The sequence below is a fragment of the Micromonospora sp. H61 genome, assembly GCF_018070325.1.
In the GTDB taxonomy this organism is placed as follows: domain Bacteria; phylum Actinomycetota; class Actinomycetes; order Mycobacteriales; family Micromonosporaceae; genus Micromonospora; species Micromonospora salmantinae.
In genome coordinates, this window is record NZ_JAGPXY010000053.1 from 14868 (window position 1) to 30056 (window position 15189).

11 protein-coding genes are annotated in these 15189 nt (G+C 71.8%); 3 read left to right on the forward strand and 8 right to left on the reverse strand.

Annotated elements, in window-relative coordinates; translation table 11 throughout:
• Window positions 1-317: 317 nt before the first annotated feature.
• Window positions 318-1430: a glycerophosphodiester phosphodiesterase gene (locus KBX08_RS23250; RefSeq protein WP_210785511.1), complete on the reverse strand. Its 1113-nt coding sequence runs from the start codon at window positions 1428-1430 to the stop codon at window positions 318-320.
• Window positions 1431-1569: 139 nt separating this feature from the next.
• Here KBX08_RS23250 and KBX08_RS23255 point away from each other — a divergent pair, with 139 nt between their 5' ends.
• Window positions 1570-2904, forward strand: a complete 1335-nt coding sequence (locus KBX08_RS23255; protein WP_307850615.1) for a potassium transporter TrkG — start codon at window positions 1570-1572, stop codon at window positions 2902-2904.
• 68 nt (window positions 2905-2972) lie between these two features.
• The gene (locus KBX08_RS23260) at window positions 2973-3641 is read left to right on the forward strand and encodes a TrkA family potassium uptake protein (protein WP_210785513.1); all 669 of its coding nucleotides are present in this window, start codon (window positions 2973-2975) and stop codon (window positions 3639-3641) included.
• A 114-nt stretch (window positions 3642-3755) separates the two neighbouring features.
• Here KBX08_RS23260 and KBX08_RS23265 read toward each other — a convergent pair whose 3' ends face one another.
• From KBX08_RS23265 to KBX08_RS23295, 7 genes are all read right to left on the reverse strand, one after another.
• Window positions 3756-5411 carry a serine/threonine-protein kinase gene (locus KBX08_RS23265; protein ID WP_210785514.1) on the reverse strand — a complete coding sequence of 552 codons (1656 nt, stop codon included), beginning with the start codon at window positions 5409-5411 and terminating at the stop codon, window positions 3756-3758.
• Window positions 5412-5482: 71 nt separating this feature from the next.
• Window positions 5483-7045: a fused MFS/spermidine synthase gene (locus KBX08_RS23270; protein WP_247669911.1), complete on the reverse strand. Its 1563-nt coding sequence runs from the start codon at window positions 7043-7045 to the stop codon at window positions 5483-5485.
• 36 nt (window positions 7046-7081) lie between these two features.
• Window positions 7082-8098 carry a hypothetical protein gene (locus KBX08_RS23275; protein WP_210785515.1) on the reverse strand — a complete coding sequence of 339 codons (1017 nt, stop codon included), beginning with the start codon at window positions 8096-8098 and terminating at the stop codon, window positions 7082-7084.
• 180 nt (window positions 8099-8278) lie between these two features.
• Complete coding sequence (locus KBX08_RS23280) at window positions 8279-9088, reverse strand: inositol monophosphatase (protein WP_210785516.1); 810 nt, start codon at window positions 9086-9088, stop codon at window positions 8279-8281.
• Window positions 9081-9533, reverse strand: coding sequence for a response regulator (locus tag KBX08_RS23285; protein WP_196929407.1), 453 nt, complete (start codon window positions 9531-9533; stop codon window positions 9081-9083). Before KBX08_RS23285 ends, KBX08_RS23280 begins: the two co-directional genes overlap by 8 nt.
• Window positions 9530-11263 (reverse strand): ATP-binding protein, encoded by a 1734-nt coding sequence (locus KBX08_RS23290; protein ID WP_238689094.1) that lies wholly within the window; start codon window positions 11261-11263, stop codon window positions 9530-9532. The genes KBX08_RS23285 and KBX08_RS23290 overlap by 4 nt, the downstream gene beginning before the upstream one ends.
• Complete coding sequence (locus tag KBX08_RS23295) at window positions 11260-12459, reverse strand: PP2C family protein-serine/threonine phosphatase (RefSeq protein WP_210785535.1); 1200 nt, start codon at window positions 12457-12459, stop codon at window positions 11260-11262. Before KBX08_RS23295 ends, KBX08_RS23290 begins: the two co-directional genes overlap by 4 nt.
• Before the next feature lie 290 nt (window positions 12460-12749).
• Here KBX08_RS23295 and KBX08_RS23300 point away from each other — a divergent pair, with 290 nt between their 5' ends.
• Window positions 12750-15176 carry a M28 family peptidase gene (locus KBX08_RS23300; protein ID WP_210785517.1) on the forward strand — a complete coding sequence of 809 codons (2427 nt, stop codon included), beginning with the start codon at window positions 12750-12752 and terminating at the stop codon, window positions 15174-15176.
• The last annotated feature ends 13 nt before the right edge of the window (window positions 15177-15189 follow it).

Consider the following 15189-nt stretch of genomic DNA (forward strand, 5'->3'; position numbering starts at 1 on the left):
CGAGCTATGTGGCGGAAACACACAAGTAACAGGAATGAGGTGGCCGGAGGTTACAACGGGCCGCACTACCAGCCGGGAGCCCACGCTCTCGATGGCCCGAACCCCCACGGGCCACCCCAGCCGTGTGTCGCCCCGCGCCATTCGCCCGGTTCGGTCAGGGCCACCCCTTCAAGATCGAATGTGATCTTGCGGACGCGGGCCGCCCGAACGTGCCGCTGGCCCGTCGTCCGGGTGACGGACGACGGGCCAGCGTGTGGGCCGGGCGTGGTCGGCCCGGTGGTCGGCTCGGAGCGGATCAGCTCCGGGCCGAGTGTGGGTCAGCGGCCGGCGAGTGCGGCGACGGCAGTGTCCGGGTGGTCGCTGAAGACACCGTCGAGGCCCAGGCCGAGGAAGAGTTCGTACTCGGCGGTGATGTCGCCGCGCGCGTTCGGGTCGGCGCCGATCCGGAAGTCCACCGGGAGGAACTGGTTCTCGGCGCGGAACGTCCAGGAGTGCACGAGCAGGTGCTCCCGGTGCGCGTCGCGCACCACTGTGGTCGGGGCGAGCAGGGCGCCGGCGGCGTTCCGGGGGACGATCAGGTTCCTGTTCGCGCCGATGCCGTCGGCGTACCCGGCGATCCACTTCAGGCCGGCCGGCGTGACCAGATCCTGGTAGGTGCGGGCGTCACCGGCGACGGTGAAGTCGTACGGGCGGCCGGTCGCGTCGAGCAGTTGGACCAGCTTCACGTCGGTCAGGCGGCTCAGGCGACGCAGGTTGGCCGTCTCGAAAGACTGGATGAAGACCGGCGAGTTCTTCCGGTCCAGCTTGTTCTGCCGCAGCACCCGCAGCAGCGGCTCCTCCAACGGCAGTTTGATCGAGGCGAAGTAGCTCGGGTGCTTGGTCTCCGGGTAGATGCCGATGGTGCGGCCCCGTGCCCGCCCTTCGGCCCGGGCCAGGTCGATGACCTCCTGGAGGGTGGGCACCTCGAAGCGGCCGTCGAAGGCGGTGTTCGCCACGCGTACCTGCGGCAGCCGCTCCTTGGCCCGCAGCGTCTTCAGCTCGGCGAGGGTGAAGTCCTCGGTGAACCAACCGGTCACCGCGACACCGTCGATGGTCTTCGTCGCCTTGCGGGCCGCGAACTCCGGGCGGGCCGACACGTCGGTGGTGCCGGAGATCTCGTTCTCGTGCCGGGCGACCAGCACTCCGTCGGAGGTGGAGACCAGGTCCGGCTCGATGTAGTCGGCACCCATCCGGATCGCCAACCGGTACGCCTCCAGCGTGTGCTCCGGCCGGTAGCCGCTGGCGCCACGGTGCCCGATCACGATTGGTCGGTCGTTGGCCCGGGAGCGGTCCGCGTTGGCCGTTGGTTCGGCCGCGGCCATGGTCGGCAGGGCCACGGCGGCGGCGAGCAGAGCGCCGGCCACGCCGAGGGTCGAGAGGGTACGTCGCAACGCCGTCTCCTGTCATCGATGGTCCGGGTAAGCAGACCGCCCGTGATTTGCCGGGAGTTGGTCGATGGCTGGCCGGCAGATGAATCTCCGGAATGCCCGTTCCCACTCCAGGCGGGCGGGCGGACAGGAAGATTGTCTGGTGCGCCGGTTTTTCCGCAATCCCGTGCGGCTGGTGCCGTTCGCGTTCCTGGTGCCGATCCTGCTCGGCACCCTGTTGCTCATGGCGCGCTGGGCGACCGCCGAACACGTACGCCCACCCGTGGTCACCGCGCTCTTCACCGCCACCTCGGCCGTGTCGGTCACCGGCATGGCCATCACCGACACGCCGAACTACTGGTCCGGCCCGGGACTGGTGGTGATCACCCTGCTCACCCAGCTCGGGGGTCTCGGCATCCTCACCGTCGCGGCGTTGGTCATCCTGGTGGTCTCCAGCCAGCTCGGGCTGCGCAACCGGTTGCTGGTGCAGGCCGAGACGGCGGAGTTCGGCATCGGTGACGTGGGCCGGTTGCTCCGCCGGATCGCACTGACCGTCTTCGCCTGCGAGGCCGTGATGACAGTGCTGGTCGCCGGTCGGCTCTGGCTGGCCTACGACTACCCGTTCGGGCAGGCCCTCTGGTCGGGTGCCTTCCACGCCGTGCAGGGGTTCAACAACGGTGGCTTCGCGCTCTACACCGACGGCCTGCTGGCCTTCAGCCGTGACCCGTGGGTGTCGCTGCCCCTGGCGATCGGCGCGATCATCGGCGGGCTCGGGTTTCCCGCGCTGTTCGAGGCGGTCCGCGAGTGGCGTCAGCCGGCGCACTGGGCGGTGGCGACGAAGTTGACCATCTGGGGCAGCGTGGTGTTGCTGCTGGTCGGCTTCGCTGGTCTGCTCGCCGCCGAGTGGACCAACGCGAGCACGATCGGCCAGTACGACGTACCCGGGAAGATCCTCGCGTCGTTCACCCAGATCGCGCTGAGCCGCACCGGCGGCTACAGCGTCCTGGACATCGCCGCTCTTCAGGAGGAGAGCTATCCCCTGCTGATCGTGCTGATGTTCATCGGCGGCGGCAGCGCCAGCACGGCCGGTGGCATCAAGGTCTCCACGTTCTTCCTGCTGGCGTTCACCATCTGGGCGGAGTTGCGGGGTGAGCCCGACGTGACGATCGGGCATCGGAGGGTGGCCACCGCGAGCCAGCGGCAGGCGGTCACCGTGGCGCTGCTCAGCGTCGCGCTGGTGACGGCCGGAACGATGCTGTTGCTGCTGCTCACCGAGGGCGTCCGCTTCGTCGCGGCCCTTTTCGAGATCACCTCGGCGTTCAGCACCACCGGTCTGACCATCGGTCTGGCCGCCGACCTGCCGCCCGGCGGCCAACTGGTGCTGACCGTGCTGATGTTCATCGGCCGCATCGGGACGCTCACCCTGGGGTCGGCGATCGCCCTGAACACCCGACGCCGGCTCTACCGCTACCCCCAGGAGCAACCCATTGTCGGCTAGTGCGTGTTTCGGAAGTGTCGGCCGGCCCGCGCGTCGGAGACACGCCAGTGGAAGCAGGGAGGGCCGAGGTGTCGGCTAGACGGGCGGACAGCGGCGGCATCGTGGTGATCGGGCTGGGTCGATTCGGTTGCCACCTGGCCGGGGCGCTGACCCGGATGGACCGCGAGGTGTTGGCCATCGACCGCAGCCCGGCGAAGGTGCAGCGCTGGTCGGCGCAGCTCGACCGGGTGGTTCAGGCCGACGCGACCGAGGAGGGGGCGCTGCGGCAGCTCGGCATCACCAGTTTCGGGCGGGCGGTGGTGGCCATCGGGGCCTCGGTGGAGGCGAGCGTGCTCACCGTGTTGGCGCTGGTCGAGCTGGGTGTGCCCCAGATCTGGGCGCGGGCCACCTCACAGAAGCACGCCAAGATCCTGTCGTCGGTGGGCGCGCACCACGTGATCTTCCCGGAGGCGGAGACCGGGGACCGGGTCGCGCACCTGATCGTCAGCCGGTTGCTCGACTTCATCGAGTTCGACGACGACTTCGCCATCGCCACCGTCCGGGTGCCGGAGTCCCTGGTCGGGCGCACCCTGCTCGACCTGAAACCGGAGGAGCGCTTCGGGGTACGCGTGGTCGGCGCCAAGCTGCCGGGCGAACGCTTCCGGTACACCGCCGACGACACCACGCTTCCCCAGGGCGGGGTGCTCATCGTCGAGGGTGGGATCGACCAGGTGCAGCGATTCGCGGGGATGCGCTGACCTGCGCAGCAGGGCAAGATCGATCGGGGCCGTCGGACCAACTGGTCCGACGGCCCCAACGCACGGGCGACGCGGTGTGGCCTGCTCACTTCCGGTGACCACGCGGCCCCTTGGTCACCTTTCCGCTTTTCCCGGACCACCACCGGCGGCCTTCGCGGGCTTCGCCGGGGCCTTCGCAGGCTTCGGCGGCTTGGCCTTCGACGCGCCGCCGCCCGAACCGGAGCCGCTGGGCACCTTCGCTGCCTTGGGCGGAGCCTTCGTCGTGGCGGCCTTGGTCGGCGGGGCAGTGGACGGCGCGCTGCCGGCGACGCCGGACACCCGAACCCCACAGGTCGCCTCGCCGAGCCGGAACTCCACAGGCAACGGGTTCGCCCCGCTGTACTTACCCGTGAGGGTCACCTTCTCGGCCGCACCGGGGGCCAGCGTGGTGCGCTGGGCCGCCGGTCGGATCAGCACGGTGCTCCCCTGCTGGTGCACCGGCGCGGGCTCCGCCTTCGTCACCTTCTGCTGCCCGGGGAAGGTGAAGCTCATCGCCCAGTCCCGCAGCTCACCGCCACCGGTGTTGGTCAGAGTCAGCTCGGCGGCGAACTCGGTGCCGGAGTCGGTGCGCAAGGCGTACGCCACCTCGCAGGGCGCCGCCGCCGGCAGACCCATCCGAGCCTCGGTCGTCGGCCGGTCCCCGCCGCTGGCCGGACTGCGCGACGTGAACCCCCACATCGCCCCGGTGACCGCGATCAGCCCGACGGCGGCCACTCCGGCCTCCACCCGCCGACGCCGGGTCACCCGCTGCCGCGTCCGACGGTCCCGGTTGCGGGTCCGCGACAGCGGCAACGCGTCGGTCGCCGCCGACCAGGGCAGGATCGTGGTACGCGCACTGCCGAGCATGGCCGCGTCCAGCGGCCCGGCGGCCGGGGAGACCGGCACCGCCGCGAGCATGCCGGCCGCCTCGGCGAGCGTCCGGGTCAGCTCGGCGGTGGCCGGCCGGTCGGCGGGCCGCTTGGCCAGGCAACGCCCGACCAAGTCGGCCACTCCGTCGGGCAGCCCCGGGACGGTGGGCATCGGCTCCGGGTCGTTGTACATGTGGGCGCGCAGCATCTGGGTGGTAGTGCTGGCCTGCCACGGCAGTCGGCCGGTGAGCATCCGGTAGAGCAGCAGCCCAACGGCGTACACGTCGGTGGCCGGGGAGACCTGGCCGTTGTCCAGCCGCTCCGGTGCGAGGTACGCGGGCGTGCCCAACAGCGTGCCGTCCGGGCCCTTCTCGCTCTCCCCGACGAGCGCGGAGATGCCGAAGTCGACCACCTTGACCCCGGTCGAGGTGAGCATGACGTTGCCCGGGGTGACGTCGCGGTGCACCACCCCGCGAGCGTGCGCGGTGGCCAGCGCCGAGCTGACCTCGGCGCCGATGGTCACCGCCTCCCGCCACGGCAGTTGGCTCTCCCGACCCAACCGACTGGCCAGCGAAGCGCCGTCGACCAGCTCCATCACCACGTACGGCACTGTCAGACCGACCTGCTCGGACTCGCCGTAGTCGTACACGTTGGTGATGTTGGGGTGGCAGAGCCGCGCGGCGGCCTGCGCCTCGATCCGGATGCGGTGGCGGAAGGCCCGGTCGCTGGCCAGCCGGGACGCCAACACCTTCACCGCGACCTGGCGGCCGAGCACCTCGTCGTAGCCACGCCAGACCACCGACATGCCGCCCGCGCCGAGCTGCTCGATCAGCCGGTACCGCTCATCGAGCAGCTGCGCGCCGTTTCGGTCCCCACCACCCATGGTGAGCGATGTTGCCCAGGAACGGCCCGCCTACACCTGGAGTATCGGAATCGGTCAGGATTGTCACCCGATCAGGCGGTTGCCAGCAGTTGGTCCACCGGGGCGTAGTCGTCGGTCAACACCATCGCCTCGCCGACGAAGTCCGTCAGCGCCGCACCGGACAGCAGGCTGACCTTCGGGTCCACCTCGGCCAGCCGGGCCCGGACGGCTTCCAGCGGCAACGGCGCGTCGGAGCCGACGATGAGGAAGTTGGAGCCCTGCTCCTGGGCGAGCGCTTCCGGCGGCGCGATCAACGCGACGTGCCCGAACTCGGCGGCCACCGTGGCCAACTCGGCGCGGATGAACCGCAGCGGCGGGTAGTCGATGACGTTCTGCACGTACACGCCGCCGGGGCGGGTCACCCGCCGGACGTCGGCGGCCATCTCCCGGGTGGCCAGGTGCCAGGGCACCACCAGGTGCCCGAACGCGTCACCGACCACCAGGTCACGGCTGTCGGTCGGCTCGCCGGCAACCAGCATCCGGGCGTCACCCACCACCGCCCGCAGGTCCTGCCCCGGCCGTACGCCCAGCTCCTGCTCACCCAGCTCGACCAGCCCGCCGTCGATCTCGAACACCAGGTTGTCGGTGCCCGGTCGGGTCGCGGTCAGGTAGCGCGGCACGGTGAACCCACCGCCGCCCAGGTGCAGCGCGTCCAGGCGCTGACCGGCCGGCGCGGCGACGTCGCCGACCGCGCCGATCCACTTCGTGTACGCGTACTCCAGGTGTTTCGGGTCGGCGAGGTCCACGTACGAGTGCTGGGCGGAGTTGAGCAGCAGCGTCCGCCCGCTGGGCCGGGAGGGGTCCGCGGTGACCCGGGCGCAGTGGTACGCCGTCTCGATGTCGCACGGGTTGGGCGCCACGGTGGTAAGCCCCGCCCCGGCCAGGCCGAGCACGGCCAGCGCGGCCCGGGCCCGGGCCGGACCGGGCAGCTCGGTGGGCTCCTGCCGGCGCAGGTACCAGCCGAGGCCGATGCCGACCAGCCCGAGCGCGAGCGACAGGGCCAGCAGGATGACGGTGCTGCGCAGCGCGGCGACCAGCACGAACCCGGTCAGCAGGGTTGCGGTGATGCCGCCGAGGGTGCCGATCCCGGAGAGTCGACCGACCACCTGGCCGGTGCGGCGCAGGTCGGCGAGCTGAAGTTTCACGACCAGCGGGGTGACCGCGGCCAGCAGCGCGGCCGGCACGAACACCGCCAACGCGACAAGCAGCAGGATGCCGCTGGCCGCACCACCGCGCAGCACCTCACCGGCGTACCGGACCACGGGCAGGGTGACAGCGGTGGCGATGCCGGCCAGCACCAACGCCGGCGCCAGCAGGCCCCGCGGGTTGCGCCGGTCGGCCAGCCAACCGCCGGACCACGCCCCGTACGCGATCGCGGCAAGCGCGATGCCGATCACCGAGCTGGTCACCTGAAGGGTCACCCCTACGTACGGGCCGACCAGGCGCAGCGCGACGGTCTCCAGCACCAGCACGGCGCCGCTGGAGAAGAAGACCAGGAAGGCGGCCAGGCCGTTGGGCAGCGCCCGGCCGGTGACCGGCACGGGCGGGGCCGGAGGTGCCGGCAGGGCCGCTACGTCGGACGGTGGGGAGCTCATCGTCGCGATGGTACGCAGCGAAGCTGGTGCTTCGGGTCAGTACATCGAGAGATGAACATGGTTCGTGTGCGACGCCGCCGGAGAGCCGCTTCCACTGTACGAGCGCCAACCGGTGCCGGGATGCCAGATCTGCCGGTACCAGATCACGTAGAGCACGCCCAGCCGGTCGGCGTTGCGCACGTGCCAGGCGGCCAGGCTGTCCCCGTACGCCTTGTCGCCGCCGGTCGCGTTCTTGTCCTCGAAGCCGTTCGTGGCGGCCGAGAAGTCGCAGGCCCGGCCCTTCGGGTGCTCGCCGCCGCCACCGCTGCGCTTGCAGGAGACGTGCCGCTTGTAGCCGGCCGCCTGGGTCTGCTTGAGCGCGTTGAGGGTGCGCGGGGTGATGCACCCGGAGGTGGTCGGGTCCTTCACCGAGCAGGACTCCGACGGCCAGGACCCGTCGGAGTTGCGCGGCGCCGGCTTCGCCGAGGCGGAGCTGCCACCGCTGAAACCGTTGCTGCCGCCGGAGCTGACCTCGGCGAGCGCCTCCTCGGCTTCTTTCTTCTTCTTCGCCATCACGGCGAGTTGCTTCTGCTGCTCGCGGACCTCGGCGTCGATGGCGACCTTGGCCTGCTGCGCCTGCTGCCGGGCTTCGGTGAGGTCACGCAGCCGCTTGCTGTCCCGCTGGGCCATCAGGTCGAGGTCACCCGCGCGTTGCAGGAACGCCTCCGGCGTGGCGGTGTTGAGCAGCATCGACACCGCGCTCAGCCGACCCACCCGGTACGACTGGGCGGCCACCTCGCCCACCTGGCTGCTGAGCCCGACCAGCCGACCCTCCAGCGTCGTCAGCTCGCCGGTCAGCGCCGTCTGGCGACGCTTGGAGTTGTCCAGCTTGGCCTTGGCCTCGATGTGGCCCTTGGCGGTCAGCTCCAGCGCGTCCTGCAACTTCTTGCTGCCGCCCTCGCCAGGCTCCGCGTACGCGGGCACGGCGGCACCGCCGAGCACCAGCGCGACGGCGGCGAGCACGGCGAACAGAGCGCGGCGACCGAGCCGCGGGCTGAGCCTGGTCCTGGGCACGAAAGCGTCCTTCCGTCGACCGCCGGCCCCCGATGAACACTGCACGGCGGCGCCGGTCGGCGGCCTGCTGGCGGAGACCGCCGGTCACGATACCGGATCGTGGGCCGGTGACCAGCCCGCCGACCCTCGGGCTGTCCCGATGTCGACGGAGCGTCCCGACGTGGTCGCGCAGCGCGCGGATCAGGTGCTGAGGAGCGCGTCGCGCACCTCGGCCCAGACCTGCTCGTTGGCCGCGACGAGCAGACCGCGGCCGTCGTCGGCGGGGTGGTAGTCGACGCCGTCGAACCGGCGGGCGACACCCCCGGCGGCACGGACCAGCACGGCGCCCGGGGCGTGGTCCCAGGGCAGGGTGCGCCAGAAGAGGGCGAACTGTTGCTCGCCGGTGAGGATGTCCAGGTACTCCCGACCGGCGCAGTGCAGGCCGGGCAGCAGCTCACCGAGCCGCCGGCCCCCGGCGCGCACCCGGTCGCGGGTCTCCGGCGGCAGGAACCGGGTCATCGCCGCGCCGCGCAGCTCGCCGAGCGGCGGCACCGGGCCGGCGCCGTCCACCGGTCGACCGTTGAGCAGTGTGCCCTCGTCCGCCGAGCCGGCGGCGAGAGTGCCGGCGAGCGGGTCCAGGATCCAGCCGGCCGTCGGCCGCCCGTCGGTCAGCAGCGACACCATCAGGGCGAACGGCCGGCGACCGGCGGCGAAGTTGGCGGTCCCGTCGACCGGGTCGACCAGCCAGACGTCCCCGCTGTCGCGGAGGTGCCGCAGCAACCCCGGATCGTCGGCGACACCCTCCTCGCCGACCACCGTCGAGCCCGGCCGCAGCCGGCGCAGCCCCGCCGAGAGCAACTCCTCGGCCCGGCGGTCGGCGACGGTGACCACCTCGCCGGGCGCCTTCTCCGACACGTCAGCGTCGTCGAGCTTGCGGAACAGTGGCAGCACGACCTGGTCGGCGGCCTCCCAGAGCAGGCCGCCGACGTCGTCCAGCAGGGTGTCAGCCACGCGGCGGCAGCTTGACCACGCTGACGAAGAACTCGTCGATCTGACGGACCACCGAGATGAAGCGCTCGAAGTCCACCGGCTTGGTCACGTAGGCGTTGGCGTGCAGCTGGTAGCTGCGCAGAATGTCCTCGTCGGCCTGCGAGGTGGTGAGCACCACCACCGGGATCCGGCGCAGGTTCTCGTCTTTCTTGATCTCTTCCAGCACCTCCCGGCCGTCGCGCCGGGGCAGGTTGAGGTCGAGCAGGATCAGGTCGGGCGCCACCGCGTCGGCGTACTGACCCTCCTGGCGCAGGTAGGCGAGCGCCTCGGCCCCGTCGGAGACGACGGTCAGCCGGTTACGCAGCTTGTGTTCCTCGAACGCCTCCTGGGTCATCAGCACGTCACCCGGGTCGTCCTCGACGAGCAGGACCTCGATCGGGCTCTTGCCATCCGCCGGCGCGGTCATCCCACCGTCTCCCTCATGTCACCCGTTCTACCGCTTTCCAGCGTCTCGTCGGCCCGGTCCGGCTGGTCCGGCCCGTCGGCCTGCTCCGTCGGCTCTGCCGGGGCCTCGGGCGAGGGCGTCGCGTCGCCCACGGTCGAGGCGTTCGGCTCCTCAGCGGAATCGGCGGCGGCAGCCGCCGCGACGTCCTCGGGAAGTGCCGGCAGGGTGAACCGGATCGCGGTGCCCTCCGGCACGTCGGTGTCCACCCAGACGCGGCCGCCGTGGTACTCGACGATCTTCTTGACGATCGCCAACCCGATGCCGGTGCCCGGGTACGCGTCCTTCGAGTGCAGCCGCTGGAAGATCACGAAGATCTTGTCGGCGAACTCCGGCTCGATCCCGATGCCGTTGTCCTGGCAGGTGATCTCCCACTCGGCGCCCACCAACCGGGCCGAGACGTGCACCTTCGACGGCACGTCCGGGCGGCGGAACTTGATCGAGTTGCTGACCAGGTTGGCCAGCAGATTGGTCAGCAGCGGTTCCTCACCCGAGATCACCGGCAGCTCGGTCCAGGTCAACTCGGCGTCCGCGTACTGCCTGGCGGCCTCGGTCTGGCCGGCCACGTCGCCCATCACCTTGTTGAGGTCGACCTCGACGAAGCCGGTGGTGAGCCGCCCGATCCGGGAGAACGCGAGCAGGTCGTTGATCAGGCGCTGCATCCGTTGCGCGCCGTCCACAGCGAACGCGATGTACTGGTCGGCCCGCTCGTCGAGCTGCCCCGCGTAACGGCGCTGGAGCAGCTGGCAGAAGCTGGCGACCTTACGCAGCGGCTCCTGCAGGTCGTGCGAGGCCACGTACGCGAACTGCTCCAGGTCACGGTTGGACCGGGTCAGCTCCTCGGCCTGCTTCTGGAGCTGACTGTTCACCCACTCGATGCGCTCGCGGGCGGCCCGGACCTCAGCCAGGTCGGCGGCGATCTTCTGCCGCATCGCGTCCACGTCCTCGCCGAGTTGGATGAACTCCGGCGGGCCGACGGTGGCGATGCGGTGCTGGTAGTCGCCCTCGGCGACCTCGCGGACCTGGGTGGCGAGGCCGGTCAGCGGCCGGACCACCATCCGATCCAGCGAGAGCAGCAGCACCGCACCGGCCACGACCACCACCAGGGCGGCCACGATCAGCAGGACGACCAGCACGTTGCTGCTGGTACGCACGTTGGTGGCGGTCTGCTCCCGGGCGGCCAGGACCTCCTCCTGGAGGTCGTTCACCGCCAAGCGCACCTCGTCGAACTGTTGCCGGGCCGCTTCGGTGACCAACGCCTGGCCGGCGGTGGTGCCGCTCTGCTCGGTGGTGGTGATCACCGGCTCCGCAACCGACTGTCGCCACTGCGCGACACGCTCCTCGACGGTCCGCAGCTCCTGGCTGATCCCTGGATAGTCGTCGAGCAGCGTCCGCATCGAGGCGGTGACGCTCTGCTCCTGGGCGAGCCCTTCCCGGTAGGGGTTCAGGTCGTCCTGGTCGCCGCTGACCGCGTACCCGCGGATCGCCGTCTCCTGGTCGAGCAGCGCGTTGAGCAGTTCCTGGGACTGTACCCGCAACGGGCCGGTCTCGTTCAGCACCGCGTCGATCTGGGTGCGGTTGCGGGCGGCCATCGCCGCTTCCGCGCTGGCCAGCCCGATCAACAGGAAGCCCACGACGGTGAGCAGGGTGATGACCCGGCGGCGCAGACTCCAGCCGCCGACCACCGGCTTCACCGGCCACCACCCCGGCTGACCAGCAGCATGGCCACGTCGTCGGAGAGCGGGCCACCGTTGAGCCGCTCGGCCCGCCCGACCAGCCAGGCCGGCAGCTCCGGCAGCGACACCGAACGGTTGTCCGGCTCGTCCAGCAACCCGCTGAGGCCCGGCACGTCGAGCCGTTCGTCGCCGGCACCCACCCGCCCCTCGATCAGGCCGTCGGTGTACATCAGCAGGGACCAGTCATCAGTGTCGAACTCCAGGTCGTAGGCGATCGGCCGGCGAGGTCGTACGCCCAGCAGCCGGCCGCCGGGCGCGGGCACCGGGGCGACCCGGCCGCCGGAGAGCAGCAACGGCGGTGGATGCCCGGCCAGTCGGACGGTGGCCCGGTTGGCGTCCAGGTCCAGTCGGACGGTGGCCACCGTCGCGAAGATCTCCTGTAGGCGGCGCTCACTCATCAGCACCTGCTCCAGCGCGGGCAGCACCTCGTCGTCCGGCACTCCGGCGAGCACCAGTGCGCGCCAGGCCACCCGTAGCTCGACCCCCAACGCGGCCTCGTCCACCCCGTGCCCACAGACGTCGCCGACGATCAGGTTGAGGCGGTCCGGGTGGGTCTGCACCACGTCGAAGAAGTCTCCGCCGATCAACGCGGCGTGCCGGCCCGGCCGGTAGAAGGTGTGCACCGAGACCTGGTCGGTCGTCATCAGCGGTTGGGGCAGCAGGCCGCGTTCGAGTCGGGCCGACTCGGCCTGGCGCAGCTCGACCTCGCGCAACCGGCGGGCGTTCTCGTCGGCGCGCTTACGCTCCACTGCGTAGCGCAGCGCCCGGGTCAGCAGCACCCCGTCGACCTGGCCCTTGACCAGGTAGTCCTGGGCACCCTCGGCGACCGCCACGACGCCCAGGTGCTCGTCCGTGCGGCCGGTCAGCACGCAGACCGCGGCGCCGCTGGACATCTCCAACACCTGGCGCAGCCCGTCCAGCCCCTGCGCGTCGGGCAGGCCCAGGTCGAGAAGGACGCAGTCGACGTCGTTGATCCGCTGCCGCGCCTCCCGGAGGCTGGTGGCGACCAGCAGGTCGATCATCGAGTTCGTCTCGGCGAGCAGCTCACCGACCAGGAAGGCGTCGCCCTCGTCGTCCTCCACCAGCAGCACCCGTAACCGCTCACCAGGCGGCAGGTTGGCGTGCCGCGCCAGGCCACCGTGCGGGTACGGCACAACTGGGGAACCGGCCAAGCCGGCCCCCCGGTGCGGCCGGGTCACCGCCGCGAGACGCGGGAGTTCGCTGGTGATGTCGGGCTCCTTCCGAGTGCCCTGCTGATCCTGTATTAGACAACGGTCGCACACAACACGATGCCTGCGGCGCGGGCGGGGATGGGGCGCATCACTGCGCGGCCGTGGACAAACCGGGCGGCTGATGGACGCGGGACGTACCGGCCATCCCATCCGCAGCACCCGACGGGCAGGATGATCCCACCCCAGGCCCCACCACCCCCCGAGGAGTTCCCGTGGGCGCACCCACCACCCCGGCCACGACGGGCACGCCGCCCCGTCCGATTCCGGGCGTACCCTCTGCCGGCCGTGCGCTGACCCGGCCGCGTCGGCGGCTCGTGGCCGCCGCGGCGGCGCTGGTCGCGCTGGCCGCGGTCGGCGCCGGCAGTCTGCTCGACCTGCGCACCCCGGCCCCGAAGTCGGCCGACGCGCCCGCTGGCACGTTCAGCGCCGGCCGCGCGTACGAGGACGTCCAGGTGATCGCCGCCCGGCCGCACGTCGCCGGCAGCCCGGCCAACGAACAGGTCCGCGCGCACCTGGAGCAGCAGTTGCGGGGGCTGGGCCTGGAGACCGAGGTGCAGGACACTGTGGCGCCGGAGGCCGGTCAGCTCAGCGGGGCGGCGGGCGGGGCGACACTGGCCCGGGTCCGCAACGTGGTGGCCCGGCTGCCCGGCACCGACTCGACGGGTCGGGTCTTCCTGGTCTCCCACTACGACTCGGTTCAGACCGGGCCGGGCGGCAACGACGACGCGGCCGGCACGTCGACCATCCTGGAGGTGGCCCGCGCGCTGACCACCGGCCCCCGGCCGCGCAACGACATCGTCTTCGTGCTGACCGACGCCGAGGAGGCGTGCCTCTGCGGCGCGGCCGCGTTCGCCGCCAGCCACCCGCTGGCCGCCGACGGCGGTGTGGTGCTCAACCTGGAGGCGCGGGGCTCCACCGGGCCGGTGATCATGTTCGAGACGTCGCGGAACAACGCGAAGCTGGTGGACATCTTCGGCCGGGCCGCCCCGCACCCGGTCGGCACCTCGTTCGCTGTGGAGATCTACCGCGCGCTGCCCAACGACACCGACTTCACCGCCTTCCTCGATCAGAAGTTCGTCGGGCTGAACTCGGCGTACATCGACGGGGGCGCGATCTACCACACACCGTTGGACACCCCGGCCGCCATGGACCGGGGCAGCCTCCAGCAGCACGGGGACAACGCGTTGGGCCTGGCCCGGGAGTTCGGTGACACCGACCTGACCGACCTGCGCTCCGGGCACGACGCCACCTACTTCCCGGTCCCCGGCGGGCTGGTCCGCTACCCGGGCTGGCTCACCCTGCCGCTGGCCCTGCTCGCGGTGGCCCTGGTTGCCGCCCTGGGTTGGCTGACCCGCCGGAGCGGCCGGGCCAGCACCGGCCGGCTGGCCGCCGGCTTCGCGCTGGCTCTGGTGCCGATCGTCGCCGCGCCGGTCGCCGCCCAACTGCTCTGGCTGGCGATCACCACGATCCGACCGGGGTACGCGGAACTGCTCGACCCGTACCGGCCGATCTGGTACCGGCTGGCCGTCCTGGCGCTCGCCACCGCCATCCTGTTCACCTGGTACGCGCTGACCCGCCGCCGGCTCGGCCCGGCCGCGCTCGCCGTCGCCGGGCTGGCCTGGCTGGCCCTGCTCGGGGTGCTGCTCGCCGTGGCGGTGCCGGGTGGGGCGTACCTCACCACCCTTCCGGCGCTGGCCGGCGCCCTCGGCGGGCTGGTCGCGCTGCGTACCCGGCAGAACGGACCGTGGCCGGTGGTGGCGGTGACGGCCGCCGCGGCCGTGGGTGTGGTCATCCTGCTGCCCACAGTGGTGCTGCTCTTCCCCGCGCTGGGGATGGCCATGGGCGGGGTGGCGGCGCTGGTCGCGGTGCTGCTCGGCCTGGTCGCCCTGCCGGTGGTCGACCTGCTGCACCCGCAGGCCGGCGGCCAACGCGGTCTGCTCGCGCTGCGGGCCCGGCGGCTCGCGGTGCTGCCGGCCGGCGCCGCCGCGGTGGCCGCCGTGGTGCTCGCCGGGGTCGGGTTGGCAGTGGACCGGTTCGACGCCGCCCATCCCGCCCCGACCCACCTGATGTACGCGATGGACGCCGGCACCGGCCAGGCCCGCTGGCTGAGCCACGAGACCGACCCACAGCCGTGGACGGACGGCTACGTGGACGGGGTGACCACGGTCGACGACTTCCCCGGCCTGGGCGATGCGGAGCTGCGCGGCGGTCCAGCCCCGAAGGCGGACCTCCCGGCACCGAAGGTGGAGGTGCTGTCCGACACCCGCTCCGGTGACGAACGGCTGGTGCGGGTGCGTGTCCTCCCGCAGCGTCCGGTCCGCCTGCTCACGCTGCATGTGAACGGACCGACGGCGGTGACGTCGGCGACGGTGAACGGACGACAGTTCGACGTTGCCCGGATGGCGACTCAGAAGCCCTGGGGCTTCGGCGTGGTGTTCCACGCGCCTCCGGCGGAGGGGGTCGAAATCGCACTGACCATGTACCCGAGCCTCGGTGACGGCCCGGTCGCGCTGCGGGTGATGGACGCCAGTGACGGGTTGGACGCGCTGCCCGGCTTCCGCCCCCGGCCGCCGGCTGTCGGCGTCGTCGGGTCGCACAGTTCGGAGATGTTGGCGGTCGCCCGCACCTATCCCATCTGAGGTGAAACGGTGG

Excerpts from the sequence above, each read along its gene's own strand:
- KBX08_RS23285 (WP_196929407.1), bottom strand. The coding sequence starts at position 9,533 with ATGACCGCGCCGGCGGATGGCAAGAGCCCGATCGAGGTCCTGCTCGTC.
- KBX08_RS23265 (WP_210785514.1), bottom strand. The coding sequence starts at position 5,411 with ATGGGTGGTGGGGACCGAAACGGCGCGCAGCTGCTCGATGAGCGGTAC.
- KBX08_RS23270 (WP_247669911.1), bottom strand. The coding sequence starts at position 7,045 with ATGAGCTCCCCACCGTCCGACGTAGCGGCCCTGCCGGCACCTCCGGCC.